The organism is Streptomyces sp. NPDC059866 (genome assembly GCF_042731325.1).
Taxonomy (GTDB): domain Bacteria; phylum Actinomycetota; class Actinomycetes; order Streptomycetales; family Streptomycetaceae; genus Streptomyces; species Streptomyces flavusporus.
The window spans coordinates 1-26,043 of record NZ_JBHWJT010000042.1 but is presented as its reverse complement, the minus strand read 5'-3'; the positions used below and the strand labels follow the sequence as shown (position 1 = coordinate 26,043).

The 26,043-nt window shown below is 69.4% G+C and carries 20 protein-coding genes; 11 read left to right on the top strand and 9 right to left on the bottom strand.

All coding sequences use genetic code 11. From position 1 onward, the window contains the following. Nucleotides 1-83 precede the first annotated feature (83 nt). A complete protein-coding gene (locus ACFV7R_RS39930; RefSeq protein ID WP_385273441.1) occupies nt 84-2,213 on the bottom strand; it encodes an alpha-galactosidase in 2,130 nt (709 codons plus the stop codon). 259 nt (nt 2,214-2,472) lie between these two features. On the opposite strand from ACFV7R_RS39930, the gene ACFV7R_RS39925 reads away from it, so the two are divergent. From ACFV7R_RS39925 to ACFV7R_RS39915, 3 genes are all read left to right on the top strand, one after another. Beyond that, nucleotides 2,473-5,340, top strand: a complete 2,868-nt coding sequence (locus ACFV7R_RS39925) for a glycoside hydrolase family 3 C-terminal domain-containing protein (protein ID WP_385273438.1) — start codon at nt 2,473-2,475, stop codon at nt 5,338-5,340. A gap of 138 nt (nt 5,341-5,478) precedes the next feature. Then, the gene (locus ACFV7R_RS39920) at nt 5,479-7,461 is read left to right on the top strand and encodes a TIM-barrel domain-containing protein (protein ID WP_385273435.1); all 1,983 of its coding nucleotides are present in this window, start codon (nt 5,479-5,481) and stop codon (nt 7,459-7,461) included. Nucleotides 7,462-7,543: 82 nt separating this feature from the next. Beyond that, nucleotides 7,544-9,883, top strand: coding sequence for a xyloglucanase (locus ACFV7R_RS39915; RefSeq protein WP_385273432.1), 2,340 nt, complete (start codon nt 7,544-7,546; stop codon nt 9,881-9,883). A 14-nt stretch (nt 9,884-9,897) separates the two neighbouring features. Here ACFV7R_RS39915 and ACFV7R_RS39910 read toward each other — a convergent pair whose 3' ends face one another. Next, a complete protein-coding gene (locus ACFV7R_RS39910; RefSeq protein ID WP_385273430.1) occupies nt 9,898-10,074 on the bottom strand; it encodes a hypothetical protein in 177 nt (58 codons plus the stop codon). 104 nt (nt 10,075-10,178) lie between these two features. Here ACFV7R_RS39910 and ACFV7R_RS39905 point away from each other — a divergent pair, with 104 nt between their 5' ends. Together ACFV7R_RS39905 and ACFV7R_RS39900 are read left to right on the top strand one after the other, a co-directional pair. Beyond that, nucleotides 10,179-10,433, top strand: a complete 255-nt coding sequence (locus ACFV7R_RS39905) for a hypothetical protein (RefSeq protein WP_385273427.1) — start codon at nt 10,179-10,181, stop codon at nt 10,431-10,433. 192 nt (nt 10,434-10,625) lie between these two features. Next, entirely contained in the window at nt 10,626-12,347 is a 1,722-nt protein-coding gene (locus ACFV7R_RS39900; RefSeq protein ID WP_385273424.1) for a family 43 glycosylhydrolase, read from the top strand. Nucleotides 12,348-12,435: 88 nt separating this feature from the next. On the opposite strand, the gene ACFV7R_RS39895 is transcribed toward ACFV7R_RS39900, so the two are convergent. Further along, nucleotides 12,436-12,975, bottom strand: a complete 540-nt coding sequence (locus ACFV7R_RS39895) for a hypothetical protein (RefSeq protein ID WP_385273420.1) — start codon at nt 12,973-12,975, stop codon at nt 12,436-12,438. An 825-nt stretch (nt 12,976-13,800) separates the two neighbouring features. Beyond that, nucleotides 13,801-13,950 carry a hypothetical protein gene (locus ACFV7R_RS39890; RefSeq protein WP_385273419.1) on the bottom strand — a complete coding sequence of 50 codons (150 nt, stop codon included), beginning with the start codon at nt 13,948-13,950 and terminating at the stop codon, nt 13,801-13,803. 39 nt (nt 13,951-13,989) lie between these two features. Here ACFV7R_RS39890 and ACFV7R_RS39885 point away from each other — a divergent pair, with 39 nt between their 5' ends. Then, nucleotides 13,990-14,112: a hypothetical protein gene (locus ACFV7R_RS39885; protein ID WP_385273416.1), complete on the top strand. Its 123-nt coding sequence runs from the start codon at nt 13,990-13,992 to the stop codon at nt 14,110-14,112. Here ACFV7R_RS39885 and ACFV7R_RS39880 read toward each other — a convergent pair. From ACFV7R_RS39880 to ACFV7R_RS39865, 4 genes are all read right to left on the bottom strand, one after another. Continuing rightward, on the bottom strand, nt 14,104-14,352 hold the full coding sequence (locus ACFV7R_RS39880; protein ID WP_385273413.1) for a hypothetical protein: 249 nt from the start codon (nt 14,350-14,352) through the stop codon (nt 14,104-14,106). The genes ACFV7R_RS39885 and ACFV7R_RS39880 overlap by 9 nt on opposite strands. A gap of 276 nt (nt 14,353-14,628) precedes the next feature. Then, nucleotides 14,629-16,029, bottom strand: a complete 1,401-nt coding sequence (locus tag ACFV7R_RS39875; protein WP_385273410.1) for a hypothetical protein — start codon at nt 16,027-16,029, stop codon at nt 14,629-14,631. Then, on the bottom strand, nt 16,016-19,444 hold the full coding sequence (locus ACFV7R_RS39870; protein WP_385273407.1) for an AAA domain-containing protein: 3,429 nt from the start codon (nt 19,442-19,444) through the stop codon (nt 16,016-16,018). The genes ACFV7R_RS39875 and ACFV7R_RS39870 overlap by 14 nt, the downstream gene beginning before the upstream one ends. A 247-nt stretch (nt 19,445-19,691) precedes the next feature. Then, entirely contained in the window at nt 19,692-20,411 is a 720-nt protein-coding gene (locus ACFV7R_RS39865; RefSeq protein ID WP_385273404.1) for a hypothetical protein, read from the bottom strand. A 607-nt stretch (nt 20,412-21,018) separates the two neighbouring features. Between ACFV7R_RS39865 and ACFV7R_RS39860 the strand changes: the two genes are divergently transcribed. The 5 genes from ACFV7R_RS39860 (at nt 21,019) to ACFV7R_RS39840 (ending at nt 24,119) form a co-directional block, all read left to right on the top strand. Beyond that, nucleotides 21,019-21,264, top strand: a complete 246-nt coding sequence (locus ACFV7R_RS39860) for a hypothetical protein (protein WP_385273401.1) — start codon at nt 21,019-21,021, stop codon at nt 21,262-21,264. Between the two features lie 56 nt (nt 21,265-21,320). Beyond that, a complete protein-coding gene (locus ACFV7R_RS39855) occupies nt 21,321-21,998 on the top strand; it encodes a helix-turn-helix domain-containing protein (protein ID WP_385273399.1) in 678 nt (225 codons plus the stop codon). 80 nt (nt 21,999-22,078) lie between these two features. Further along, on the top strand, nt 22,079-22,546 hold the full coding sequence (locus ACFV7R_RS39850; RefSeq protein WP_385273396.1) for a hypothetical protein: 468 nt from the start codon (nt 22,079-22,081) through the stop codon (nt 22,544-22,546). After that, nucleotides 22,543-23,316: an NUDIX domain-containing protein gene (locus ACFV7R_RS39845; protein WP_385273393.1), complete on the top strand. Its 774-nt coding sequence runs from the start codon at nt 22,543-22,545 to the stop codon at nt 23,314-23,316. The genes ACFV7R_RS39850 and ACFV7R_RS39845 overlap by 4 nt, the downstream gene beginning before the upstream one ends. A gap of 161 nt (nt 23,317-23,477) precedes the next feature. Beyond that, nucleotides 23,478-24,119 carry a hypothetical protein gene (locus ACFV7R_RS39840; protein WP_385273391.1) on the top strand — a complete coding sequence of 214 codons (642 nt, stop codon included), beginning with the start codon at nt 23,478-23,480 and terminating at the stop codon, nt 24,117-24,119. Between the two features lie 22 nt (nt 24,120-24,141). Here the strand turns inward: ACFV7R_RS39840 and ACFV7R_RS39835 are convergent, their stop codons facing one another. Further along, nucleotides 24,142-25,668: an ISL3 family transposase gene (locus tag ACFV7R_RS39835; RefSeq protein ID WP_385273500.1), complete on the bottom strand. Its 1,527-nt coding sequence runs from the start codon at nt 25,666-25,668 to the stop codon at nt 24,142-24,144. Nucleotides 25,669-26,043 lie beyond the last annotated feature (375 nt).

Sequence of the window (26,043 nt, the reverse complement as noted above, 5' to 3'; positions counted from 1 at the left end):
GCCCGACGGGCCGGTGCTGCCCGTCATCGACAGACTCACCGGTGACCACCACGTGGGGTACGTCCAGGGAGCCGGGGCGGCGCTCAGGCCTCCGGCGTCGTGCGGGTGATGCGGAGCAGTGCCGCCGAGGGCGCGGTGGGCAGGGTCACGGTGAGTTCGGTGCTGTCCGGGTTCCAGGCGGCGCTCGCCCCGCGTGCGGCGGGGTACAGCACGTCGGCGTGGGCTGCGGCGCCCGCCTGCTGCGGCAGACGGACGGACACCGTGTCCTGCCCGCCCGGGCGGCGCCAGAGCGTGAGGTAGGTGGTGGCGGGCGTGTGCAGGGCGAGGGCGGCCCACGGGGCGTCCCAGGCGGGGAGCCCGAGCGGCCAGGACGGCACGGCCTGCGGCAGATCGGCGCGGACGGCCCGGTACACGGCGATCGCCTCATGGACCAGTCCGCGGGCTTCGGGCCCCAGCTCCGGCAGACGGCCGGAGAGGTGGATGCGGCCCAGAAGTGCGCTCGTCATCGTGAAGGCGACTTCGTCAAGGGAGTCTCCGGGCTGCGGATATGCCCACACGGCGCCCTGTTCGGGGGTGACGGCGGTGGGCGCGGAGGCCGCGATGGGCGCGTAATGAACGAGGTTCTGCTGGTCGCTGGTGGACTGCAGCTGCAGCCGGGACAGCAGGGCGTGATCCCAGCGCATGCCGCCCGAGGCGCAGTTCTCCACCACCAGATGCGGGTGGCGGTCCAGGATGCCGTCGAGCCAGTCGAGGTGGGCGCGGTTGTGGCCGAGCAGACCGTCGCCCGGGCTCTCGCCGGGGTGGGCGCTGGTACCGGAACCAGGGTCGATGTTGTGATCCAACTTGAGGTAACCGACGCCCCACGCGCCGACCAGGCGGTCCACGACCTGGTCGAGGTGGGCGCGGGCGGCTGGATGACGCAGGTCCAGGTGGTGTCGGCCGGACTCGGTGACACGTACGCCGTCACGGCGGAAGAACGCCTCGTCGGGCAGGGACTTGGCCACGGGGCTGTGCACGCCGACGACTTCCGGCTCCAGCCACAGGCCGGGTGTCATGCCGCGTGCGCGGATGCGGTCGAGGACCTCGTGGATGCCGCGCGCGCCCGGGAAACGGGAGACGGACGGCTCCCAGGCGCCGACGCTGGTCCACCAGCCGTCGCTGTCGTCGTACCAGCCGGCGTCGATGACGAAGTACTCGGCGCCCGCGTCCGCCGCCGCGTCGATCAGCGGCAGCAGCTTCTCGGTGGTGGGGTCGCCCATCAGGCAGTTCATGTAGTCGTTGAAGACGACGGGCAGACGCAGGTGGTCGGCGTGCGGACGGCGCTGGGCGCGCCGGTAGCGGGTCAGCGCGGCGAACGCGTCGTCCGGGCCCGCGTCGGCAGCGACCGACAGGGCCACGGGCACGGTGGGAAAGGCGGCGCCCGGCTCCAGTCGGTGCCGCCATCCGTGATGGGTGTCGGTGGGGCCGAACAAGGCGACGTACGCCGCCCCGTCGTGCTCCTGACACTCCCAGCGCCAGCCGCCGCCGTTGTGCTCGATCTGCCACACCCACGCACGGCCGGAGTGACGGTCCGTCAGGCCGCCCATCGGCAGGTGCCCGCAACTGGACCAGACGCTCTGGCCGGTCAGTGCGTGTCCGGCCTTGCCGTGCCCGTACGGCACACGGCCGCTCACCGCGGGCGTGGTCCGGCGCATCGGCTGCGACCGCCAACGGCACTCGGCCAGCCAGTCGTTGTCCGCCCACCACACGTCGGCCGCGTCGATCGCTGCCGGGTCCCGCGGGGTGAGACAGCCCACGACGAGCGAACTGACCGATTCCAGGTGCAGCGTGTCCGGCCCTTCATTGCGCAGGGTCGCCTCGCCGCGGAGCACGGGAACGCCGTCCGGCGACCGGTAGGCCATCTCGACGGCGAGCCCGGTCTCCGGGTCGCGCAGGTCCACGGTCAGGGTGTGCCAGTCGCCGTCCCGGCCCGCCCGGTGCCCTCGGTAGCGCAGCCGGGCGCCGAGAGCGGTCCCGATCAGGCGGCTGCCCGACCAGCCCCGGCCGTGGCCCGTCGCCGTCACCTCCACCAGAGGCAGGGACGCACCGTCATCGCCGCCCACGTCGCCGGGGCGGCCCATACGCGCAAGGCGGACGCGGTCGTCGTCGCCGACGGTGAAGTCGAGTCGCAGGGCGCTGTGACCCCAGCGGAAGTCCCGCTGTTCGTTGTCCATGGTGTCCTTTGGTGTCCCTTGTACGGAGGTGGGGAAGCCAGTCGCGGGATATCGAAATCGAAGCGCTTCACTAAACAGTGAAGCTAACCGAGTCAATTCTTCGGAACAAGAGGAAAGAGGGAGAATGACGTGTCAACTCCCGGGAAAATTCCCTCGGTTCGAACCATTGACAGCAACGGAGAGGGAATGTCAGCGTCGATGCGCTTCGACACATGCTCTCCACCACCACTCGACCCCCGTCTGCCGAGGGATCCCTCACGTGACTTCTGCGTCCGCATCCGCAGCCACGCCCCCCTTCCGCGACTCCGCGCTCACGCTGCACGAGCGCGTCGACGACCTGCTGGAACGGCTCACGCTCGACGAGCGGCTCGCCATGCTGCACCAGTACGTGCCCGCCGTCCCCCGCCTGGGCATCGCCGCGTTCCGCACCGGAACGGAGGCGCTGCACGGTGTCGCCGGCCTCGGCAGGGCGACCGTCTTCCCCCAGGCCGTGGGGCTGGGCTCCACCTGGGACGAGGAACTCGTGCACGCCGTCGGCGAAGCCGTCTCCGCCGAACTGCGCGCGTTGCACCGGCATCGGCCCGCCCCGACCGGGCCCGGCCCCAACGGGCTGCAGGTCTGGTCGCCCGTGGTGAACCTGCTGCGCGATCCGAGGTGGGGCCGCAACGAGGAGGGCTACTCGGAGGACCCGCTGCACACCTCGCGCGTCGCCACCGCGTACTGCCGAGGACTGACCGGTGATCACCCCGCCTACCTGCGGACCGCTCCCGTACTCAAGCACTTCCTCGCCAACAACAACGAGACCGACCGCAGCGTCACCTCCTCCGGCCTGCGCCCGCGCGTACTGCACGAGTACGACCTGGCCGCCTTCCGCCCGGTCATCGCCTCCGGCGCGGCCACCGGCGCCATGGCCGCCTACAACCTCGTCAACGGCCGTCCCTGCCACGTCAGTCCGCTGCTCGAGCGAGAACTGCGGGCCTGGGCGAGGCCCACGGGCCACGAGCTGTTCGTGGTCAGCGACGAGGGCGCGCCGACCAACCTCGTCACACCGGAGCACTACTTCGACGACCACGCCGAGGGCCACGCCGCAGCCCTGAAGGCGGGCATCGACAACTTCACCGACCTCCGCGAGGACAGCGCGACCGTGATCGGCCGACTGCGCGCGGCTCTGGAGCGCGGCCTGATCGACGAACAGGACGTAAACCGCGCGGTCCGCCGACAGCTGCAACTCCGCTTCCGGCTGGGCGAGTTCGACCCTGACCTGGACCCGTACGCGGGCATCGGGCCCGAGGTGGTCGACTGCCCCGAGCACCGCGCCCTCGCCCGCCGTGCGGCGGCGGAGTCCGTCGTACTGCTCAAGAACGACGGCCTGCTGCCGCTCGCCCCGGCCCGTGCCGCGCGGATCGCGGTCATCGGCCCGCACGCGGACGCGCTGTACGAGGACTGGTACAGCGGCACTCTGCCGTACCAGGTCGGCATCGCGACCGCTCTGCGGGCGGCGCTCGCGCCCCTGGGCGGCGAGGTGGTGTGCGTGCCGGGCACCGACCGGATCGCGCTGCGCTCCCGTACCACGGGCGATCCCCTGGGCAAGAGCGCCTTCGACGTTCAGGAGTGGGGCGACGGCGTTGTCACCCTGTGCGAGGCCGGTACCGGCCGCTATCTCCGCTGCGGCGACGACGGTTCACTCGTCGCCGAACGGACGTTGCTCAAGGACTGGTTCGTCGATGAGACGTTCCACCTGGAGCCCGCCCCGGACGACGAGGACGACTTCTTGGTGCTCCGGCATGTGCGCACCGGCCGCTACGCCGCCGTCGATCCCGCGGACGGCAGCGTGCACGTCACCGCCGACGGCCTCGCGGCGGCCGAGCGCTGGCAGCGGGAGCTGCTGCACGACGGGACGGCCGAGGCGCGGGCCGCCGCCGCGTCGGCCGACGCGGCCATCGTCGTCCTCGGCAACCATCCGATGATCAACGGCCGTGAGACCGAGGACCGTTCGGGAATCGCCCTGCCCGAGGCCCAGGAGGCGTTGCTGCGGACGGTCGCCGCGGTCCGTCCCGAGACCGCGCTCGTCGTCATGAGCAGCTACCCCTACGCCGTCGACTGGGCCGACACGCATCTGCCGGCGGTGCTGTGGACCTCCCACGGCGGCCAGGAGACCGGCCATGCGCTGGCGGCCGTACTGCTCGGCGAGGCCGATCCCGGGGGACGGCTGCCGCAGACCTGGTACCGCGGCGACGACGAACTGCCGGACCTGCTCGACTACGACATCATCAAGACCGGCTGGACCTACCAGTACCACCACGCCGCGCCGCTCTACCCGTTCGGGCACGGCCTGTCGTACGCGGATGTCACCTATCGTGACCTGCGGCTCTCCGCGCACACCATGGCCCAGGACGGCACCTTGGACGTCTCGGTGACGACGGTCAACTCCGGATCCCGGCCCGGCAGCGAGGTCGTTCAGCTCTACGTCCGCCCCCGTCACGCCCGTTACCAGGCGCCCCGGCTGCGCCTCGCCGACTTCCGCAAGGTCCGGCTCGAACCCGGCGAGACGAGGCGGCTCGACTTCCGGCTCCCGGCCGAGCAGTTCGCCCACTGGGACGTGGAGGCCGGAACCTTCACCGTCGACCCCGGCGACTACGACGTGCTGGTGGCACGCTCCGCCGGGGACGTCGTCGCCGGCGCGGGGCTCCGTGTGACCGGGCCACCACCCGTGCCCCGGACGGTCGTCGGCCGCCGCACGCGCGCCTGCGACTTCGACGACCACACGCGCGCCGTCCTGGTCGACGCCACCCGGGCCGCGGGCGACGCCGTCGCCCCCTTCGATCCGTCCCGCCCCACGACGCTGCTGTTCCGCTCGGCCGATCTGACCGGCGCCGTCCGCTTCGCGGCCGAGGTCGCCCGCGAGGAGGAGGCCGAGGCCGAGGGCGAGGCAAGCGTGGAAGTGCGGGCGGGCGAGCGGAGCCTGGGCCGGATCGTGGTCCCGGTCACCGGCGACCGGTACGCATGGACCGAGGTAGCCGCCGAGCTGTCCGGCGTCGAACCCGGCCCGCACGACCTGACCTTGATCCTGCGCGGGCGCTTGCGCCTCGCCGCGTTCCGCTTCCACTCGTCCCCGGCGGACGACTGAGCGTTCACCGCGCCCACCAGCGCAAAACAAGTTTGTGCGATGTCTGTGCCCCCTCCTGATCCCGGCGCCGCGGCCCCTGCCGCGGCCGGGAGACCTCATAGGCGTGGGCCGCGTCCGAGACGATCAAAGGGAGACACCGTGTCCTACAGCATCCGTGCGGGCGGCCTGGAGCGCCACACCGCGGCGGAGATGCTCCGCATCGAGCCCTGGGGCCCGCACGCCGTACGCGTACGGGCCACGGCCGGGACCCTCGACTCCGCCGCCCCCGGCGCGCTGGAGACCCCGGCGCCCGCCACCCCCGACGCCCTGTCCACATCGGACGACGGCAGTGCCCGTCTGGTCAACGGCCGGCTGGCCGTGGAGGCGTCGGCGGACGGCTGGCTGACGTTCCGTCACGTCGACTCGGGTCGCGTACTCCTCGCCGAGCGCGACCCGCGCTCCCATCACACCGGCTCCCGCGTCCTCGCGGCCGGCGGCCGCACCCAGCAGTCCTTCGACGCCTACGACGGCGAACGGCTCCACGGCCTCGGGCAGCATCTGCACGGACGCCTCGACCAGAAGGGCTGCGTGATCGATCTCGTCCAGAGCAACACCGTGGCGGCCGTCCCCTTCCTGCACTCCTCGCGGGGCTACGGGCTGCTGTGGAACAACCCCGCCACCGGCCGGGTCGAGCTGGGCGCGGACGCCACCCGCTGGACCGCGGACGCCGGCGGACGCATCGACTACTGGATCACCGCGGGCGACACCCCGGCCCAGATCCTCGACGCCTACACACAGGCCACCGGCCGGCCGCCCCTGCTGCCGGAGTGGGCGTCCGGCTTCTGGCAGTCGAGGCTGCGCTACCGTACTCAGGACGAACTCCTGTCGGTGGCACGGCAGTACAAGGAACGCGGCCTGCCGCTGTCCGTCATCGTCTGTGACTTCTTCCACTGGCCGCGCATGGGCGACTGGCGTTTCGAGCCCGCCGAGTGGCCCGACCCCACCGCCATGACGCAAGAGCTGGGACGGCTCGGGGTGAAACTCGCCGTCTCGGTCTGGCCGACGGTCGAACCCGACAGCGACACCTACGACGAACTGCGCGCGGCCGGGCATCTCGTCAGGGACGCCGACGGCGGCCTGCTCACCTTCCCGTGGCCCTCCCGCCACGGCGGCGACGCGCTGACCCGCCCGATGGCGTACTACGACGCCACGCACCCCGGCGCCCGCGCGGCACTGTGGCAGCGCCTGCACGACAACTACCGTTCCTTGGGCGTCAGTTGCCTCTGGCTGGACGCCTGCGAGCCCGACATGCCCCCGGAGTTCGCCGAACGCGCGGTGTACGCGGCCGGGCCCGCCGCCCAAGCCGCCAACCTCTACCCGCTGCAGCACGCCCGCGCGGTGGCCGACGGTCTGCGCGCGACGGGCGAGGACCGCCCCTTGTCACTGATCCGGTCGGCCTGGGCGGGCAGCCAGCGGCACGGGGCCCTGCTGTGGTCCGGCGACATCCCCACTACGTTCGACTCCCTGGCGCGTCAGATCCGGGCCGGTCTGAACGTCGCGATGAGCGGCATCCCCTGGTGGAACACCGACATCGGTGGCTTCGCCGGCGGCGACCCCGACGACCCCGCCTACCGTGAGCTGCTCATCCGCTGGTTCCAGTACGGCACCTTCGGTCCGGTCATGCGGCTGCACGGGGACCGCGAGCCGAACCACCCCACCTTCTCCACCGACATGACCGCCGGGCCGAACGAGGTCTGGTCGTACGGGCAGGAGGCGTACGACATCCTGCGGCAGCATCTGCTGCTGCGTGAACGCCTGCGCCCCTACCTGCACCGCCTCTCCGAGGACGCCCACCGCACCGGCGCCCCGCCGATGCGCCCGCTGTTCTTCGACTTCCCCGAGGACCCGGGTGTCTGGGACGTGGACGACCAGTTTCTGCTGGGCCCCGATGTGCTGGTTGCGCCCGTGTACGAGGCGGGCGCCCGGGCCCGCCGGGTGTACCTGCCGTCCGGGACCGGCTGGCTCGACCCTGCCACCGGAGCCGTACTGAAGGGCGGCACGACGCTCGACGCCGAAGCCCCCTTGGAACGCATCCCGGTCTTCGTGCGGGAGGGGTCCGGCATGGCGGAACACCTGGCCTGACGACGCCCCGGGCACCCACTTCTCGTGCGCACACCGGCCAGGCCCTCAAGACAAGACGCCCACCAGAAAGGCAGGACCGTCCATGCCTCCCACCCCGCACCTCTCGCGGCGCGGACTGCTGGCCGCCGGCGCGGCAGCCGCCGCGCTCCCGGTGCTCGCCCCTTCCGCGGCGTCCGCCGCCGGCTCCGGAAGGGCCAAAGCGCCGTACCGCTTCCGCAACGCGGAGATAGTCGGCGGCGGCTTCGTCCACGGGATCGTCTTCAACCAGCGCGAGCCCGGCCTGGTGTACGCCCGTACCGACATCGGCGGCGCCTACCGCCTGGACACGGCGTCCCGGCGGTGGGTCCCCCTCACCGACTGGATCGGCTGGGACGAGTACGGTCACACCGGCATCATCAGCATCGCCACCGACGAGGCCGACCCCGACCGGGTCTATCTGGCGGCGGGTACCTACACCCTGCCCGACTGGGACCCGGACATGGCGGCGATCCTGCGCTCGGCCGACCGCGGCCGCACCTGGAAGACCACCCCGCTGCCGTTCCGTCTGGGCGGCAACATGCCCGGCCGGGGCATCGGCGAACGCCTCGTGATCGACCCGAACCGCAACAGCATCCTGTATCTGGGGGTGCGCGGCGGCCACGGACTGTGGCGCAGCACCGACCACGGCAAGACCTTCGCGCAGGTGACCAATTTCCCCAACGCCGGCACTTTCGTCCCCGACCCGTCGGACCCTGACGGTTACAACGGCGACAACCTGGGAGTACTGCAGGTCGTCTTCGACAAGCGCACCGGCAGACCGGGCAGAGCCACCCGGACGCTGTACGTCACCGTCGCCGACAAGGACAACATCCTCTACCGGTCCACCGACGCGGGAGCCACCTGGCAGCGCGTCCCCGGCCAGCCCACCGGGTATATCCCGCACCACGCCGTCCTCGACCACGAAGGCGGCTACCTGTACCTCGCGACCAGCGACACCGCCGGCCCCTACGACGGCTCCAAGGGCGACGTGTGGAAGCTCGACACCGCCACCGACACCTGGACCCGTATCAGCCCCGTCCCCTCCACCAGCGACGAGAACGCCTACGGTTACAGCGGTCTGACCATCGACCGGCGAAACCCGCGGACCCTGATGGTGTCCACCCAGGTCAAGTGGTACCCCGACTGCCTCCTGTTCCGGTCCACCGACGGCGGCGCCCACTGGAGCCGCATCTGGGACCAGGACGCGGACGGGCAGCGCACGTTCCGCTACGACATGGACATCTCGGACGCCCCCTGGCTGACGTGGAACGCCTCCCCGAAGCCCCCCGAGGCGGCCCCGAAGCTGGGCTGGATGATGGAGTCCGTCCAGATCGACCCGTTCGACTCCGACCGCTTCCTGTACGGGACGGGGGCGACGATCTACGGCGCGGACAACCTGACGGACTGGGACCGCGACGGCACGGTCCATCTGTCCGTGCGCGCCCAGGGGTTGGAGGAGACAGCGGTCCTGTCCCTGATCAGCCCGCCGGCCGGGCGCGCCCATCTCTTCTCCGGCATCGGGGACGTCGGCGGCTTCCGGCACACGGACCTGCACAAAGCGTCGAAGATGTACGACACCCCGACCTTCGACAACACCCCGGCCCTGGACTACGCAGAGCTCGCGCCCTACACCGTCGTCCGGGTCGGCCGCCCCACCAGCGGCTGGACCCAGCACCTCGCTGTCTCCACCGACGGCGGTGACACCTGGAAACCGTCCGGCGACGAACCGGCCGGCCTCACCGGCCCCGGTGTCGAGGACCAGGCCGTCGCCGTCGGGGCCGACGGCCGACGGATCGTCTGGTCACCGGCCGGAGCACCGGTCAGCTTCTCCGACGACCACGGTGCGACCTGGACAGCCGTGAAGGGGCTGCCGGCGGGGGCGCCGGTGCGCTCCGACCGGGTGAACCCGGCCAAGTTCTACGCGTACGCCTCCGGCGACTTCTACCTCAGCACCGACGGCGGCCAGAGCTTCGGCCGCACGGCGGCCACCGGTCTGCCCACCGAGGGAAACGTGCGGTTCAAGGCGGTGCCGGGCCACGAGGGCGACATCTGGCTGGCCGGCGGCACCGACAAGGACGGGGCCTCCACCCCGTACGGCATGTGGCGCTCGACCGACTCCGGAGCGACCTTCACCCGGATCAAGACGGTGGACCAGGGCGACGCCGTCGGCTTCGGCAAGGCCGCACCGGGCGCTCCGTACCCCGCGGTGTTCACCAGCTCCAAGATCGGCGGCGTGCGCGGCATCTTCCGGTCCGACGACGCGGGCCGGACCTGGGTCCGCATCAACGACGACCGGCACCAATACGCCTGGACGGGCGGCACCATCACCGGAGACCCCCGCATCCACGGCCGTGTCTACTTCGGCACCAACGGACGGGGGGTCGTCTACGGCGACCCGGCCTGAACCCCTGGCTCCGGTCACGGCTGACGCACCCAGCCGCCGTGACCGGACTCCGGGCGCTGGCGCACCGCCAACTGGAGGGCGGCCGGGTGAAGGCACGGCAGGTGGTGACGAAGAGCGCGACGTCCGCGCCGTGCTCGGGCGCCGACGTACTTCTCGAAGTCCTGCCAGGAAAGGGCGTCGACCTCGGCCATCGACAACTCCCGTGCCCTCGCCTCTCGGAGCGGCTCTCACCCTCCGGAACGGTGGCCGGACGCCTGGCCGTCCCCGTCGGCGCCCCGATGCCGTGCTCGACGACATGGCGTACGACTCGAAGGCCGTGCGCCACGAACTGCGTCGGCGCCGGATCCTGCCGGTGATCTCCCGCAAGGGTTCTGCGAACATCAGGGGCCTGGGCAAACTCCGCTATGTCGTCGAGCAGACCTTCGCCCTGCTCCACCAGTTCAAGCGCCTCGCCGTCCGATGGGAACGACGTCTCGAACTCCACGACGCCTTCGTCTCGTTGGGCTGTTCTCTCATCTGCTGGAGGCGCCTCAAGAAGACCCGCTCATGATCCTGTTACGACCTCATAGGGTTGTTGACCGACCACACGTCGCCCTCCGTCCAAAACCGTCGTCGGATCCAGAGACCATCTATCAGCGCCAGACACTGAACGGGGTTCGTCATGGAAGACAGAGTTCTCGTCTACACCCGAACACCGCTCGGCGAGTACACGGAGTCGCTGAGCAACAGCATCCACCTCGCGTTGAGCGAAGACGGAGCACCGTTTGAGCCGCTCAACCAGAACTACGGGATCTTGTTTCCCGAAGCCACGGTGAGCGAGCACAACACGATCCTGGAGAAGGGTGCCAAGAACCCCTTCCTGTTCCGCACGAGAGAAGGCGGGTTCGGGCTGGTCGCCGTCCGTGTCGCACCCCGGGGAGCACAGGACGAGGAAAGCCGTGGCTGTGTCCTGGTGTGGACGTCGACCGATCTGACGGAGTTCCGATCCCGAGGGCTCCTTCGGTTGCACAACTCCGTGCATGTCGATGCCGTCGCGTGTCAGTACGACGAGGCGGTCGGTGCGTACGAGTTTCTGTGGCGAGACGCCGACGGAAACGTGTTCGTGAACCAGGTTGTCGATCTCGCAGGAGGAGGGTCAAAGGGGCCTCGGCCGGGATCCCGGTTCCCGCAGGTTGCGGACCCCTGCAACCTGACGGACATCAACCCGGGGAACGTGCTCGCGGTGGAACCGTCGATCGCTCAAGCCGTTCGGGACCGGTGGACGCCCCTGGCGCATACGGAAACCCGCGTCCCCAAGACTGTCGTCGCGTCCTCCCTGTCGGAACTGGCCGCGGTGAAGGCGACAGCCGTCTACTCCGACGGTTCCACGGCCGACAAGTCTGTCGCCTGGGACACCAGTGCAGTGGACTTCTCGGCTCCGGGAACCTACCGAGTCTCCGGCACGGTGCAGACTCCCGTTCGCCCCTTCCCATTGGCGCGCGGGTACGCGGACCCGGTGATTCTGCCCTGGGAAGGGAAGTACTACTACATCGCGACCAACGACAACGTGGACGACATCGGCCTCTACGTCCGAGAGTCCGAGACGATCAACGGCTTGTTCGACGACGGGTTCCGCGAGCAGGTGATCCTCGACGCGGACGAGAGCAAGGGCTTCGTGCAGACCTTCTGGGCCCCCGAGTTCCACCAGATCGGCAACGACCTCTATATCTTGTTCGCTGTCAGCGGCACTGAGTGGGGGCCGCAGTGCCACATGATGCGACTCAGGAAGGGTCACGACATCATGCAGGCCGACAGCTGGGAGACCCCCGTACGGGTCCGGAAGGCCGACGGCTCCTACTTGGCCGAGAGTGGCGGCATCACGCTGGACATGACCTACTTCAAAGCTGACGAGAGGTGCTTCCTCGTCTGGTCATCCCGGACAGGTCTGGGCTCGCCGATGGACTCGGGCAGCATGGTCTACATCGCGGAGACGACCGTGGCTGATCCCACTCGTCTCATCAGCGAACCGGTGTTGCTGACGCGCCCGCTGTACGGCTGGGAGAACGTGCAGGGGGCGATCAACAACGAAGGCCCGTACCCGTTCCTGACCGACGAGACCGTGTACATCACGTACTCCGGTGGAGCGGCCAGAGGCTACACCTACTCCATCGGGATGCTGAGTATTCCCCGAGGCGGTGACTACCTGGATGCCTCCGCATGGTCCAAGGCGATCACGCCGGCCCTGAACTACCAGTCGGTAGAAGGGCTCTATGGTGCCGGACACAACTCCCTCTTCACCGACTACGACGGCAACACCTGGATCTGCTACCACGCGGTCGCCTCGCCCGTGGGTCACGATGTGGTCTCGTCCGCGATGCACCGAGTCCACTTCGGCAGGGGCGGAGTTCCCGTCTTCAACCTCAGCCCGGCCCGCGACCTGCGAGAGGAACTGACCGACGTTCGCCTCGAAGTGGTGGTGCCCTGATGTCGGAGGCAGGCCCTACCTCGGGCTGACGGCATCGGCGAACAGCCTGGGCGGCACCCGGACCTGGTAGGAGGTCCGGGTGCCGTCGTCACACGACGGCGGTGAGGTGGAAGACCAGGGCCAGCACAGGCAGCAGGGTGGGGAGCTGGAGACCCACCTCGGCGAGCAGCCGGCCTGGAAGCACGAGTGGTGCGGTGGCGCTCAGCCAGCTCGGGGCGCCCACTCGGTCCGTGGTGCGCCGACGTCGTGACGGACCTGCACCGTGTAGCGGCGGTCGGGGTCGAGCCCGGGCAGCCGCAACCGGGTCAGCGAGGGACTCCTCGGGCCGGGCGACCGCCGCGACGGTCCACAGGGCTTGTGATCGATCATGAGCGACGACGCCGCGCACCCGCAACGCGGGGTCGACGTCGTCGGGGTGGATCACGGTACCGCAGTGCAGGAGGTCGCGAAGCTCGCGGTAGAGCGCCCCGTACGCGCGGACCGACTTGAGCTCGGCGTCGTCGCAGCCGAGCAGGTCCCATTCGAGCCTGGCATGGCCTTGGAACCCGGAAGGAAAGGTCGGTGACGCGGTACGAGGAGTGCGCGGGGGAGGGGCCGACGTGGGCGCCTGCCCCGCTGGCGCGAACACAAGGGCATTGCCGCCCGGCACTGCGCCACTCCCACGCCAACCGATCTGCTACTCAGCCAAGTTGGAAACGGCTCGTGATCGTATTACGAGCTCATATCCAGGTGACGCACCGTCATCGCTCCACAGAGAGTGGATCAGAACCATTTCCGCTGGCCACCGTCAAACGCCACACACAAAGAATGGAGGCACATCTGACCCTGTTTCACTTCCCCGCACACGCGAGGCAATGCACCCCGTTCTAGTTATGAGGGCCATACCCGCGCCAGCGGGACGCCACCACCATACTTAGTCATCGCCACAACTTGCCCCACTGGCATGATCTGTTCCCCGCACCCGCGGGGATGGTCCCCACGAGGTCCCCGGCCGGCCCGGCGGGAGCTACTGTTCCCCGCACCCGCGGGGATGGTCCCCCGATCGCTGCCACGTCGTTCAGCGCGCGCTGCTCCCCGCGCCCGCGGGGATGGTCCCGAACGACCACGGCCGCCGTCCTCCCGACAAGGCTGCTCCCCGCACCCGCAGGGATGGTCCCTCCCTGGGCCAGAACAACCCGGAGCGGGAGGGCTGCTCCCCGCACCCGCGGGGATGGTCCCGCCACTCCGTTCGAGCGGCAGACGAAGTCCCTCTGCTCCCCGCACCCGCGAGGATGGTCCCTGCGGCCGGAAAGCGATCGCGGGCGCCGTGACCTGCTCCCAGCACCCGCGGGGATGGCCCCTTTGCGCACGGCGTCACCGAGTACGGGCTGGCCTGCTCCCCGCACTTGCGGGGATAACCCCGACGACCCGGCGGGCTGCTCGATGGGGTGGTCGCTTGGGTCACGGCCGCTTCCTACCGGCGTCCGATGGTCATGAGCGAGCTACGGGCGCCGCTCGCCAGCTGCAGGGCGCGCCGCACCAGGCCGGCGCCGAAGATGCGCTCCGCACCCTCCCGCCCGAGGCCGTTGACGACGGTCGTGACCAGGGTCGTTTCACCCTTCATGAGCTCGCCCCGGGCCGTGGCCCGCAGCTCTTGAAGCTCTTGCTCGCTTGGATCCTGCGCTCCGGACTGCTGCGCCGCACCGGCGTCGTGGTCCTGGTGGCGGCCGCCGCTCGCCGCTTCGCGGACCCGGGTGAACGCCTCCTCAACCTTGCGCTACACTGAGCGGCTGGTCGGGGCCTCCCAGTCACCGTCGAACCGCTCACCGCGGGCGCGGACCTGCTGGATGCGGTGACGGCGGGCCGCCTCCTGGGCACCACGCCACCGGGCGACGGCGTCGGCCCGCTTCTCGGGGGAGTCCAGGACCTTCTCCGCACCGGCCAGCAGCACGGCAAGCAGCCCCGACCCCCGGCGCACCCGGGCTGCCTCGCCGCGCAGGTGCAGCCAGCCCCGGATGTCGGTCACCGTCCATCCGGCGTCCCGACCACGCCAGATGCAGAGACCGCTCCACCGTCCCGGTCGCGGGTCCGGACAGCTCGTCGAGGCGTGCAGGCAGACGCTCGGCCACATGACCCCAGCGGGAAGCAACGGCACGGTGAGCGGTCGCCTTCACTATGGTCCCCGCCAGCAGGACTCATCGCCTGTCGGCTCCGGCAAGCCGTCTCCTGGCGTGACGGGCCCGCGCCTGCCGCACCCCGGCAATCCAGTTACGGCGCGGTCGTGCCTGACGGCCAGCCTGGTCTATCGGCGGTGCTCGTCGATCAGCTTGAGGTATCGGTCGTACTGGGAGTCGGTGATCTGACGATTGCGGACGAGGCTTCCTTCCTCCATGCGGTAGGTGCGGTCGGGATCGCCCCTGAAGGAGAGCCAGTTGAAGGACGTGGTCACCCAGACGTCGTCGAAGACCAGGACTTTCGCATGGGTGCTCTTGAGGCGGGTGAAGGTGAGCTTGTCCCGGTAGCGGGCGGCGAGGTTGGTGAGCTTGCGGACGGCGGCCGGGTCGGTCTTGGTGTCGTTGTCCTCGTAGCCGTAGGCGATGTCCACTTTCACGCCTTGCGTGAGACGCCGCTCCAGTTTGCTGAGGAAGTCCGTGGTGATGATCGCGCTCTTGATCCAGGGTGAGATGATCAAAAGACGGCGGCGGGCGTGGGTGAGGGCCTCGTCGAGGATGTCCGGGTGCTCGAAGACGCCGATGGCGCGGATCTCGTCCGCTTGGGGCTGGAGTGCTGCCGGCGGGCCCGGGGTGGGGGTCTGGGAGCCTAGCTGGAAGGCCGCCTGCTCGACCCGTTGCTGGGTGACTTCCTGCAGGGGGACGCGGGCCTGTTCGAGGTCGGGGTCCAGCAGGGGGCGTTCGGGCGGGGGGGCGACAGTGATCCCGAGGGCTTTGGCGCCGCCGTGGCCGATCAGCCCGAGCTCGTGGGCTTTGCTCAGCTCGCCGTCGATGACGACGCCGATCTCGATCTCGGAGCGGTCCTCGTCGGCGTAGACGAGGAGCTTGACCGGCAGGACGTGGCGTGCCTTTCCCGTCTGGGTGAGGCTCTTGACCTGCAGGACCTCGCGGTTGGTGGTGCCGTTCTCGCGGAGCAGGGCGGTGATCTCGGCCGCCGTGACGTCGCCGTCGTCGATCGGGCCGGACCGCGCGACGGGAAGCATGATCATGCCGTCTTCCTCGGCCTGCCCCCGCGTGATGGTTGTGCGCCGGTCGTACGGGGCGGCCTTCCCCAGCATCTGGTCGTACACGAGCGGTTGATTGACCCGCACCGGGGCCACGGCGGCCGCCTTCTGCGCGGTGAGGCGGCCCTTGTCCGTGAGGCGCAGGCCTTGGGGGCGGGCGGTGTCTGCCGCAGCGGGCCGGGACCAGCGCAGATCGTCCGAGCCGAACAGCGTGGCGACGGTCTGGTCGACCATGCGTGCATCCAGGCCGAGCAGGCCGGCGATGCCGGGGACGCGGGTGACGTTGTGGTCGACCAGCCGCAGCACGAACTCCTCCATCAGCGGGAGTTCCTTGCTGTCCTGAGCGAGGACCTCGGCCGTGATCCGAGCGACGGGCAGTGCGGCGTCGACGATCCGGACGAGCTCGAGGCTGGGGCGGGCGCTTTGGAAGCGGATGGCCAGGAGGCTGTCTTCACTAAATGTAGGCATCGCGGATCTCGCAGTCTTCTGGGTGGCCGCTCATGTAGTCGAGGACGGTGCGCAGGGCGCCGGGTTTGCTGCGGCAGAAGCCTGCGTCACCGACAATGATCAGGCCGTAGCGGGCGCGGGAGAGCGCGACGTTGATGCGCCGCCAGTAGGGCTCGCTGAGGAACCCGAAGTGTCCGCGGGTGTTGCTGCGGGTCACCGAGAACACGACGAGGTCGCATTCGCGGCCTTGGACCGCGTCGACGGAGAGCACTTCCGGAGCGATGTGCTTGAGCTTGAGGGAGGCCAGGCGCTTGGTGAGTTCCTCGACCTGACGGCCGTAGGGAGCGATGACCAGGACCTCAAGGGGCTTCCCGCCGGCTGGCTTGATCACCTCTTTGTCGATGGCCTGGTCGATGACCTCCAGGCGGCGCATCGCCAGTTGTGCCTCGAGGCGATTGGAGATGCTGGTTTCCGCGGTGGACCGCTCGGCTTCGCGCCGGCCGGGCAGTGCACTGGTGTCGAGCCAGAGCACCGGCTTGTTGACGGTGTCGTAGCCGGGCAGCACGTGGGCGTTGGGTGATATCAGTTTCCCGCCGTAGAAACAGCTGCTGATCATGTTGCCGATCGCCGGCGTCATCCGGTACTGCTCGCGCAGCAGGTGCTTGACCGGTGCCTCGGTGCAGTTGGCGAGGTACTGGAACAGGGTGGTTTTCACCAGCTCAGGGATGAGCTGGTGATCGGACATGATCTTCTCGTTGCGCAGCAGGTCCTCGTCGATCGGAGGCAGCTGGTTGGTGTCACCGACCATCACCCACCGCTTGGCTCGGGCCAGCGGCACCAGCGCCTCGGTCGCGGTCGCCTTCGACGCCTCGTCGAAGATGCACAGGTCGAAGTCCAGATCCCGCGCCGCCCGGTGGCCGAGGAAACCGAGCGCGGTGCCGCCGACGACCTGGCGCGTGCGCAGGAAGCTGGCGATCAGGTTCTGGTCGCTGCCGATGCGCTGCAGCCACTCACCCTGCAGACGCAGCAGGTTCATCAGTTCCCGCCCGGGACCCGACGGACCGAGCAGAACCTCGACCGCGTCGCGGGCATCGTCGGCGCTGAGGTCCTCGCGCAGCGTGAGTTCGCCAATGAGCATGGACTGGCTTTCGGCGAACAGCTCGGCGCGCTGTTCGAGCAGCTGATCGTAGCGGGCACGGGTGGTGACGACTTCCTCGCCGAGTTCCCTGGCGGAGGTGGTGCGGTCGGGGACGGGCTGGCTGGCCAGCTCGTCCAGCCGGGCCGCAACGTGGGCCAGGTTGGCGGCCACAGCGGCGAGCTCTTCGAGGACCAAAGCGGCCTTGAGGTGACGGGCCTCCAGGCCGCTGTTGGCGGCCACCGACTCCAGGTACCGCTCTGCCCGCGCCCGCACACCCTGGGTCCACTTCTTGACCTGCTTGTCGAGCAGCAGCGGCTGGGCGCTCTCGGCGACCCGCGGGTCATCCACCCGGCCCAGACGCACCAGGCCGGTGATGCCGGCGTCCTCGAGGCGCTTGAGCGCGTTGTCGATGGCGATGTGCGTCTGGCTGACGATGAGGATCCGGGCGTTCGGATCGCGGCTGAGGGTCTGCTCGACGATCTCCGCGATCACGGTGGTCTTGCCGGTGCCGGGCGGCCCTTCGACGAGCAGGAGGTCCTGCGTGCCCAGAGCATGAGCGACGACGTTCCGTTTGCTCTTGTCGAGGTCGGCGCGGACCCACGACGTGACCTCGGTGGGCGGGCTGACCGGAATGGCCGCCGGGTTGTCGATGATGTGCCGCAGGCGGGGGTTGCTGGTCTGGCCCGCCGCGACGGCGCTCAGGGCGTCCCGTTGGCGGTTGATGGCGTTCTGGCTCGGCCCGAGGAAGGGCAGCAGGAAACCCCGGGCAGGCAGAACCGCCTTGGGGCGAGTCATCCGCAGCACGACGGTGTCGCCGGTCGCGTTGGTCACCTCACCGCGGTCGATGGGCCGGCTGTAGGGGTACTCCGCCACCGACCACTCTTCCCCGACCTCCGCCACCGTGTCGGCGGCCGCCAGGTGGAAGACGCGCGTGCGGCCGCCGCCTTCCATCCGCTCGTACTCGATCCGCTGCCGGCCCTTGGCCGCGACCTCCTCACGGGCCTCCAGTACCCGCCGCCAGCCGTCGAACAGGTCCCCGAGCTGCTGACGCTTGCCCTCCTTGGCCCGCTGCTCCCGCGCGTCCAGGTGCGCATCCAGGCTGTCCAGCAGCAGGTTGAGCCCGTCGTTCGCAGGGTCTTCGCCCGGGTCGTCAAACGTCCAGGTCAACACGGGACCGAGCTTGAGGGACGAGTCGCGGCGCTTGGCCATCCACTCCTCGGACCGCTCCTCCGCCGCCACAATCACACACCGGTCGCGGTGCTCCTCGTCATTGACCAGACGCAGGAACAGCGTCCGGCCGAACACCCGTATCGTGCTCGTGTCGGTCTCACCGGTGCGCGGGTCGTATCCGTAGTCGACGTGCACGGTGCCGGAGATGTCTTCCAAGACCGCGGACTTCATCTTCGCCCAGTCGATCTCCTCGCCGGCCGGCGCGCTGCTGAGACCCTCAGCCGCACGCTTCGTCATCTTCAACCAGAGGGCGTTGCGGTGGCGGGCCTCACGGTTACCGCAGATCCTCTCCGCCTCCAACAGCCGGTGCTCCAGAACACTGGCGTTGGCCGGCCGCTTCTGCGGGTCATAGTCGATGCAGGACTTCAGGATCGAGCGGACTTCGGCGTCCAAGTCCAGCCCGTCGAGGACCGTCGCCAAGTCGGGGTAGTCGTGGGCCTGGTTGCGGGAGAGAACCTGGATAGCCAGGACCGCGAAGGCGTAAACGTCGCGAACGTAGGGGATCGCGTCGCTCTGCTCCGGCGGCGCGTACAGGGTGGAACGGAAGTCAGCCACGGTCTCGTCCGTGACGACCGCGGCCTTGGACAGGAGCTTCGCGATCCCGAAGTCGGCGAGCTTGACCGTCCCGTCGTCCGTGAGCAGCACATTGCCCGGCTTCAGGTCCCGGTGCTCAATCTGCTGGTCGTGCGCGTAGGCAAGAGCAGAAACCAGCGGCCCGCCGATCCGGGAGAAGAAGGCGGGCCAGTCGAGCGGCCGGCCGTTCGCCATCTCGTCCATGAGACTGCGGTCGATCCACTCAAGAGCGATGAAGTACCGCTCCAGCTCGGCGTCCCAACCGGACTCGAGCATGCGCACGATGTGGGGATGATCGAGCGCCTTGAGCGCGGACGTCTCCCGCTCCAGGAAGATCTTCGTGATCGCCTCATCGTCGCGTTGCTTCAGCAGCTTCACAGCAACGTAGTCACCGCCGTCGCTGGTGACGTCCACGGCCTTGCGGACCTCAGACAGACCACCCCGGCGCGCCTCCTGAGGAAGCAGCAGAAACCGGCCACTGATCGTCTTCCCCACCCACGGCTCCTTGCTCATCACTGCTGCCAGCGCAGCCCCACCCCGGACGACCATCTTGCCAGCGGGCTAACCTCTCGATCAGCGCTTTCGCAGGAAGTGGAGCCGACTTGACGGGTTATCACACCCCGCAGACGCGGATGCACCGATGTACGCCTTCATTCCGCTCCCACAGAGCAACGATCATCTTTCCCCAGTCGCAGAACAGTTGACGCCCATCGTGGCCTCGGGACGCTCACATGCGGCTCGCTTACGCAGAGACCACCGACATCCCGCCTGTGGCCGGACGAGCTACGGCGGCGCGCTGGCGGGCAGCGTTCAATTCGCCAAGGCGCTGGCGGAGGAGGAGCTCGGCGGTACGGTGTCCCGCCCCATACGCGGCCTGCTCGGCAGCCTCTTCGGCGTCGCGGCCGCGACGCCGAAGGCACGCCTCGTACGCGGCGTCGGCCTCCGCCACCGCCGCCTCCGACCGCAGCAACCGGCGCAGAGCGGCCGCGCGCCGCTCATCCCGGATCCGCTGCGCCACCTGCGGCGCGGTGAACGTGGCCAGCGCCGGATCGGCGTCCGGACCGCAGGCCCGCTCGCAGGCTACGGTCAGCAGGGCGCGGGTGTCCGTCTCGCACTGCTGGGTGAGCTCGGCGACCCCGGCCGCGTCCGACAGGTCAGCCCGCACCGCGACGACCAGATCGACAGCCTCCTGCACCAGTCCCTCGGTACGCCGCCGGTAGGAGCATGCCGGGCACAGGCCCGCGCACTCGGGCAGCCCGCAGTCCACACACGGCGCCTGCCTGCGGGCCAACTCCGCCTCCTCCTCAAGGGCACGGCGCCGAGCGATCGCCTGTTGGCGCTGCTCGACTTCACGCGCGGCCCGGGTCCGCCGGATCTGGGCCCGCTGCTCCTCGAGGACGGTCTCCTCGCGCAGGCGCCGCTCAGCCTCGGCACGGCGCGTGACCGGGTCGCTGTACGGCATCTCTGTCTCGACCCGGGCCGTGACTCGGGTGCGCAGCGTGCGCCGGATGCGGACGATGTTTCCGCAGGTCGGGCAGTCGGCACCGGTGTCCAGGCGGATGCCGTCGTCGCACCTCAGGTCTGGGCAGAGGTGGGGCGGAGGACTGGGAGCCGGGGGCTGCCAGGCCGTTGGTGAGGGACTCCTGCGGCAACAAGAGTCCCTCGTGGTCTCGATACTCGTCCGCACCAACGGCTTGAGAATGAGGCCTTTATGTCACAGTGACTTTTTCCTCGCTGCCATGATGCAGGTTCCTGAGTGCCAGATGGAAGCCCTTATCTGTATTGTTTTCGTGCCGCACAAAACGTCATTGAGACGCTTACGGCCGTCGGCTTCGCTGGCTGCAGCAACTCCTGCGCGAGGGACTGCAACCAAAGGCTTCTGTGCTGGTCAGCAGGTGTTTAGATGGGCTTTTCAGCCAACTCTGCTGCTGGTCATGGCAGTCAGCTTCTGCGAGTATCGAACTACGTTGGCAGAGGCCGCCGGTGACGGCAATCACCTTGCGGAAAAGCCCTCTCCGACGTGCAGAGAAAACTCGTCCGCACCGACTGCATGAGATGGGGGATGTCGCATGAGCAAGGGCAGGAAGAAGAAGGTCGGCCGGTTCGACGGGCAGCAGATCTTGTCACTGGCCACAGTGCTGGCCGTGTTCGCGCTGGTGGCAGCTTTGGTGCTGATCGGCTATGAGCCGGGCGTGGCCACGACCGCTGTCGCTGCGGCCGGCCTGACCGCCTCTGAGCTGGTGCGCCGGGTCTTTGCGCGGGGACGGCGCAGTGAGCCCCGGGCCTCGCATCCTCACGGCGTCGACGATCAGTAAGAAGACTCGTCATGCCGCGAGAAGAGCAACCCTTGACGAGGGGCTGTCCGGCTTTGGTGGCCTTCGCGAACGCATTGCGGGCGCTGCGCCGCCAGGCCGGGCTCAGCTACCGGAAGCTGGCCGACCGTACGCCCTACTCGGCCAGCACCTTGTTTTCGGCGGCTTCCGGCCGGTCGCTGCCCACGCAGGCCGTCACCCTCGCCTTCGTCTCGGGGTGCGGTGAGGATGTTGCGCTCTGGCAGCGGCTCTGGGAGGACACCGCAGCAGTGCTGGGCCAACCGGTTACCGCCGGCACCGGCGTGTCGCAGGCACGCATTCCGCGGGGGCCGTCCAGTGTCAGAGCGCTCAGGCATGAGCTGTGCGCCCTGGTGGAGCGGGTGCGGGAACACGTGACCTGTGACGGCCTCGGCCCGTCCCAGACCGGGCGGCGCCGCCGTCGCAGGCGGCAGGCGGGCTCAAGCCGGCACCTGGCGGATGTGATCACCGCGGGGCGGGGGCCTGCGGGATGCGTCAGTCACGTGCGGGTAGCCGGTGCCCTGGCGGGGCGGCCGCACCACCTCCTGGACGAGGTACTGGTTGTGGCCATCGTCGAGGCCTGCCACACCCTGTGCGCGCTGCCGTTCACCGACGCGGACAGGAAGCGTTGGCAGGGCCGCATCCGCTCCGCCGCCGCCGCTCGGCAATCCCTGCCCGCTACAGTGCGCGACGTGGCGCGCCACACTCCTTCGGAATGAAAGAGCTCCAGATGCCCCTGAGCAACCAGTCGGCGCCTCTTGCCCAGCGGCCCGTGAGAGCCGCCGGCGAGGATCGGTCCGTGCCGTCCGGCAGCGGTCGGCTGACGGTGGCGGTGGTGGGAAGCTTCCGGCAGCACTATGGGCAGGTGGTGCGGGCGGCGAAGGCCTTCGAGGCCGCCGGGATCACGGTGCGCACGCCTGCCGTGTCAGACATCGTCAACCCAGGCGCGGAGTTCGCCCGTTTCGCCTCCGATCCCCCACACCTTGCCGACCACGACATCCAGGCCGCGACCCTCGAGAAGATCCTCACCTCTGACTTCGTGTATGTCGTCGCCCCGGACGGCTACATCGGGCGCACCACCAGCTACGAGCTCGGCAGAATCCACGAGCGGGGCATCCCGACGTACTACTCCCAGATGCCCAAAGACCTGCACATCGACATTCCGCCGGAATCGGTGCTCGACGCAGCATGTCTGGCTGCCAGGCTGGGAACATCCGCCCCATCGACGACGGCCAGCCCGGCGCCCGGCAAGGAGCCACCACCGTGACCCTTGAGCAACAGCCGCTTGACGACACCAGGGTTGAGGCCCAGCACGGCAACGGGCCAACTACCGATGCGCCCCCGGGAAGCCGGCCCCGGCCCAACGTCAAGGTCACCGCCGACCTCGTGGTGCTGACCGTGCGGCAGGCCCAGCTCAAAGTGCTGCTGGTGGAGCGGGGCAAGCATCCGTTCGTGGGCAAACTCGCCCTGCCCGGAGGGTTCTTGCGGGAGGGAGAAGATCTGGAAACCACCGCGCACCGGGAGTTGATCGAGGAGACCGGCCTGGACAGCGCCGATCTGCCTCTGCACCAGCTGCGCACCTACTCCTCCCCCCACCGTGATCCTCGCGGCCGTGTCATCACCACGGCCTTCCTGGCCATCGCACCCGACCTGCCCTCCCCAACAGCCAGCACCGATGCCCGCAACGCGTCCTGGGTGGCCGTCGAGGACACCCTCATGGACAAGCTGGCATTCGACCACCGCACCATCCTCAGCGATGCCCTGGAAGAAGCCCGCAGGCTGCTCGAGCAGACCACCCTTGCGACCGCTTTCTGCGCTGAAACCTTCACCATCAGCGAGCTGCAGCAGGTCTACGAAATCGTCTGGGGCATGCCCGTCGACCCCAGAAACTTCCGACGCAAAGTCAGAAACGTGACCGGCTTCGTCACCGACACCGGCCTCAAACGGCCCAGCAACGGACGCCCCGCCACCCTCTACCAGCGCGGCCCGGCCCACATCCTCCACCCCGCCATGCTCCGCGCCGGCAACGGTCTATGACCGCCCCACACTCTGCCCCCGCAACGCAGGCCCACGTGGTTTTGTCGACGGAATCCGGTTCTGGTCCATCTTCTGTGGAGCAGTGACGCTCAGTGTTGTCTCACGGCTCTGTGCCACCGCGACCGACGGCGGTGTCGGTCGGACGATCGATAATGCCGGTCATGGCAGATCGCAGTCCGGTCCTCCGGATCATCACCTCCGCGGCACGGGAGTCCCTGCAGCCTCTCGGCCTGGCCCAGCGCGGACGGTCGCGGCTGTGGATTGACGATCACGGGTGGTGGCTCGGGGTCGTGGAGTTCACCCCGCCACGCACTGCCGGCAGCGGTCTGCAGATCGGTGCGATGTGGCTGTGGCACGACGTGGACCACCTGGCCTTCCACGTGGACGCAGCCCGAACCAGCCCTGACCTGTTCCGCACCGAGGACCAGTTCACGCCGCTGGCACTGGAACTCGCCCGACGGGCCGCGGCGGAGGTGACCGTGCTGAGGGAGAAGTTCCCGGCTCTGCCGGACGTCGCCCGACACCTGACATCCAGGCCAGTGCGGCGGGGATTCCTCTGGGACAGCTTCGACTCCGGGATCGCAGCTGCCCTGGTCGGGCAGGCAGACACGGCCCGGGATCACTTCGAACGAGTTCTACGAGAGGACGCGCTGGCGCCCTGGATGGTCGAAGCCCAGGAGAGGGCACGTGAGCTTCACACGATCGCGGCAGACCACGATGCCGTGACCGCCTGGGTCACCCGGGCTGTCGACTCATGCCGGAGCAAGCTGGGCCTGGAACCCGTGCCGCTCGCGATCGGCTGAACGTCGAGTGACAGAGCTGCGGTCACGCCAGTAGGACTCGCTTCCGCAACAGGCCGAAGCCGGCCCGGCCATACATTTGGCGCTTGATCATTTTGATCCGGTTGACGTGGCCTTCGACGACGCCGGAGCTCCAGGGCAGCGTCAGGCCAGCGGTCACGGCGACGAGATCCCTTTCGAGGCCGTTGGCGAAGGCGTGGAGACTGGGCAGGTCGTCGGTTCGGACCGCCTTGATCCACTGCGGGAGCTGGTCACCCTGGAGCTGGGTGAGCATCTTCCCGAACGCGCGGACGTGCCCGGTAAGGGCCTCCAGTTCGGGGCAGGCGGCGAGGACGGACTTGAGCTTCAGGCGCTCGTTCTCCGGCAGAGTGTCGGGGTGAGTCAGAATCCATCCGGCGACCGTGCGCGGTGACGGCGGACGGGCTGCCGGTGCGGTCGCGGTGGTGCGAAACGGCTGGAGGTAGGCGCGGACGGCTCCGTAGCCGCCGGTGTAGCCCTGCGTCTTGATCTCTTCCCAGAGAGTCCAGGCGTTCGTGCAGCCCTCGGCCCATCGCTCGTGCAGGTACGGCTTGAAGTCATCGAGCTTGGTCCTGCGGTTCTGCCACTGCCCCTGGAACAGCTCTTCCGGGGTCGCGGCGTCCGCCAGGAGCTTGACCGTCCGGTAGGTCATGCCGAGTTGGCGCTGGATGGAGCGTCGGCTGTGGCCGGCGGCCAGCAGCGCGTGGACGGTGGCGTGCTTCGCGCGGGTACGGTCGGCGAACCGGTGCCCCGTGGGCCATGGCGACCCTCGCTCGGCCAGTGACGGAGCCGGAGCCTTGCCCGGGGCCGGCTCCGTGCTGGCCGCGCGAAGGCAAAGGCGGTGGCCAGAGACGCACCGCTCGGCCGCTTCGCCGAGGTTGCGCCACAGGTGGAACCGGTCGGCGACCTGAACGGCGGTTGGCGCCCCGAGACTGGCGCCCTCGGCGAAGAACGGGGCGCGGTCGCGGCAGACGACCTCGATCCCAGGGTGCTCGGTCAGCCAGGCCGCGACCGTGCCCGCCTCGCGATCCGGCAGCAGGTCCACCGGTCTGCGCGTCTCGACATCGACCAGCACGGTCCCGTAGACACGCCCCTTGCGCATCGCGTACTCGTCGACGCCCACCACCCGTGGGGTCCGCGGTTGAGGCTCCGGCAGGGCATCGACCAGCCGCAGGACCGTGTTTCGGCTGACCCTCGCCCCGAAGACGTCGGCGAGCCGGGCACCGGCGCGGCCGGCCAGGGCGAGGCCGACCTCGGCCAGCACCGACCGCAGTCGTTCGGTTCGCTGGCTGTACCGGCGGGTCAGGCCAGCGATCTGCTCGACGAACGTCCGCCGCTCGCAGGAGACGTCTCCGCACGTGAAGCGCCGGACACGAAGCCGCAGCACCACCCGCCGTCCCGCCACGGGAAGGTCGGCTGGAAACCGCAGGTAGGAGCCATGCACCCGCCGAGACCAGTTTCCGCAACCCGGGCACCGTGCCCCATCCGTCCGACATCTGACACCGACTCGGATCACCTCGCCGTCGTCCTGCACCGACACCACTCTGATCTCCGGAGCCGCCAGGAAGAGCAGCTCTTCCAGCCGGAGCAGTACCTCGCGCACAGACCAGAACCATCAGCCCGGACGAGGTCGGCAGTGGCAGTTTCCAGACGATCTCGCGGGAGGCATCGGCGAGATCAGCAGTCACAGGGAGTAGGCACACCACAGAAGTTGGACCAGAACCCCACTTTTGGTTCTCCGGGGGCCAGGCGTACGCGGTCTCACGGGACCCAGCCCCTCACAATCGAACACCGAGGTGACGCTCCGCGACCGTTCCGCTGAGTAGGCCCGGAGCGCGGTGCCGGGATTGCTCCCGGTCCGTTTCTCCGGACCTCTCGCCGAACCCGCCGTGCGCCTCTCAACGCAACG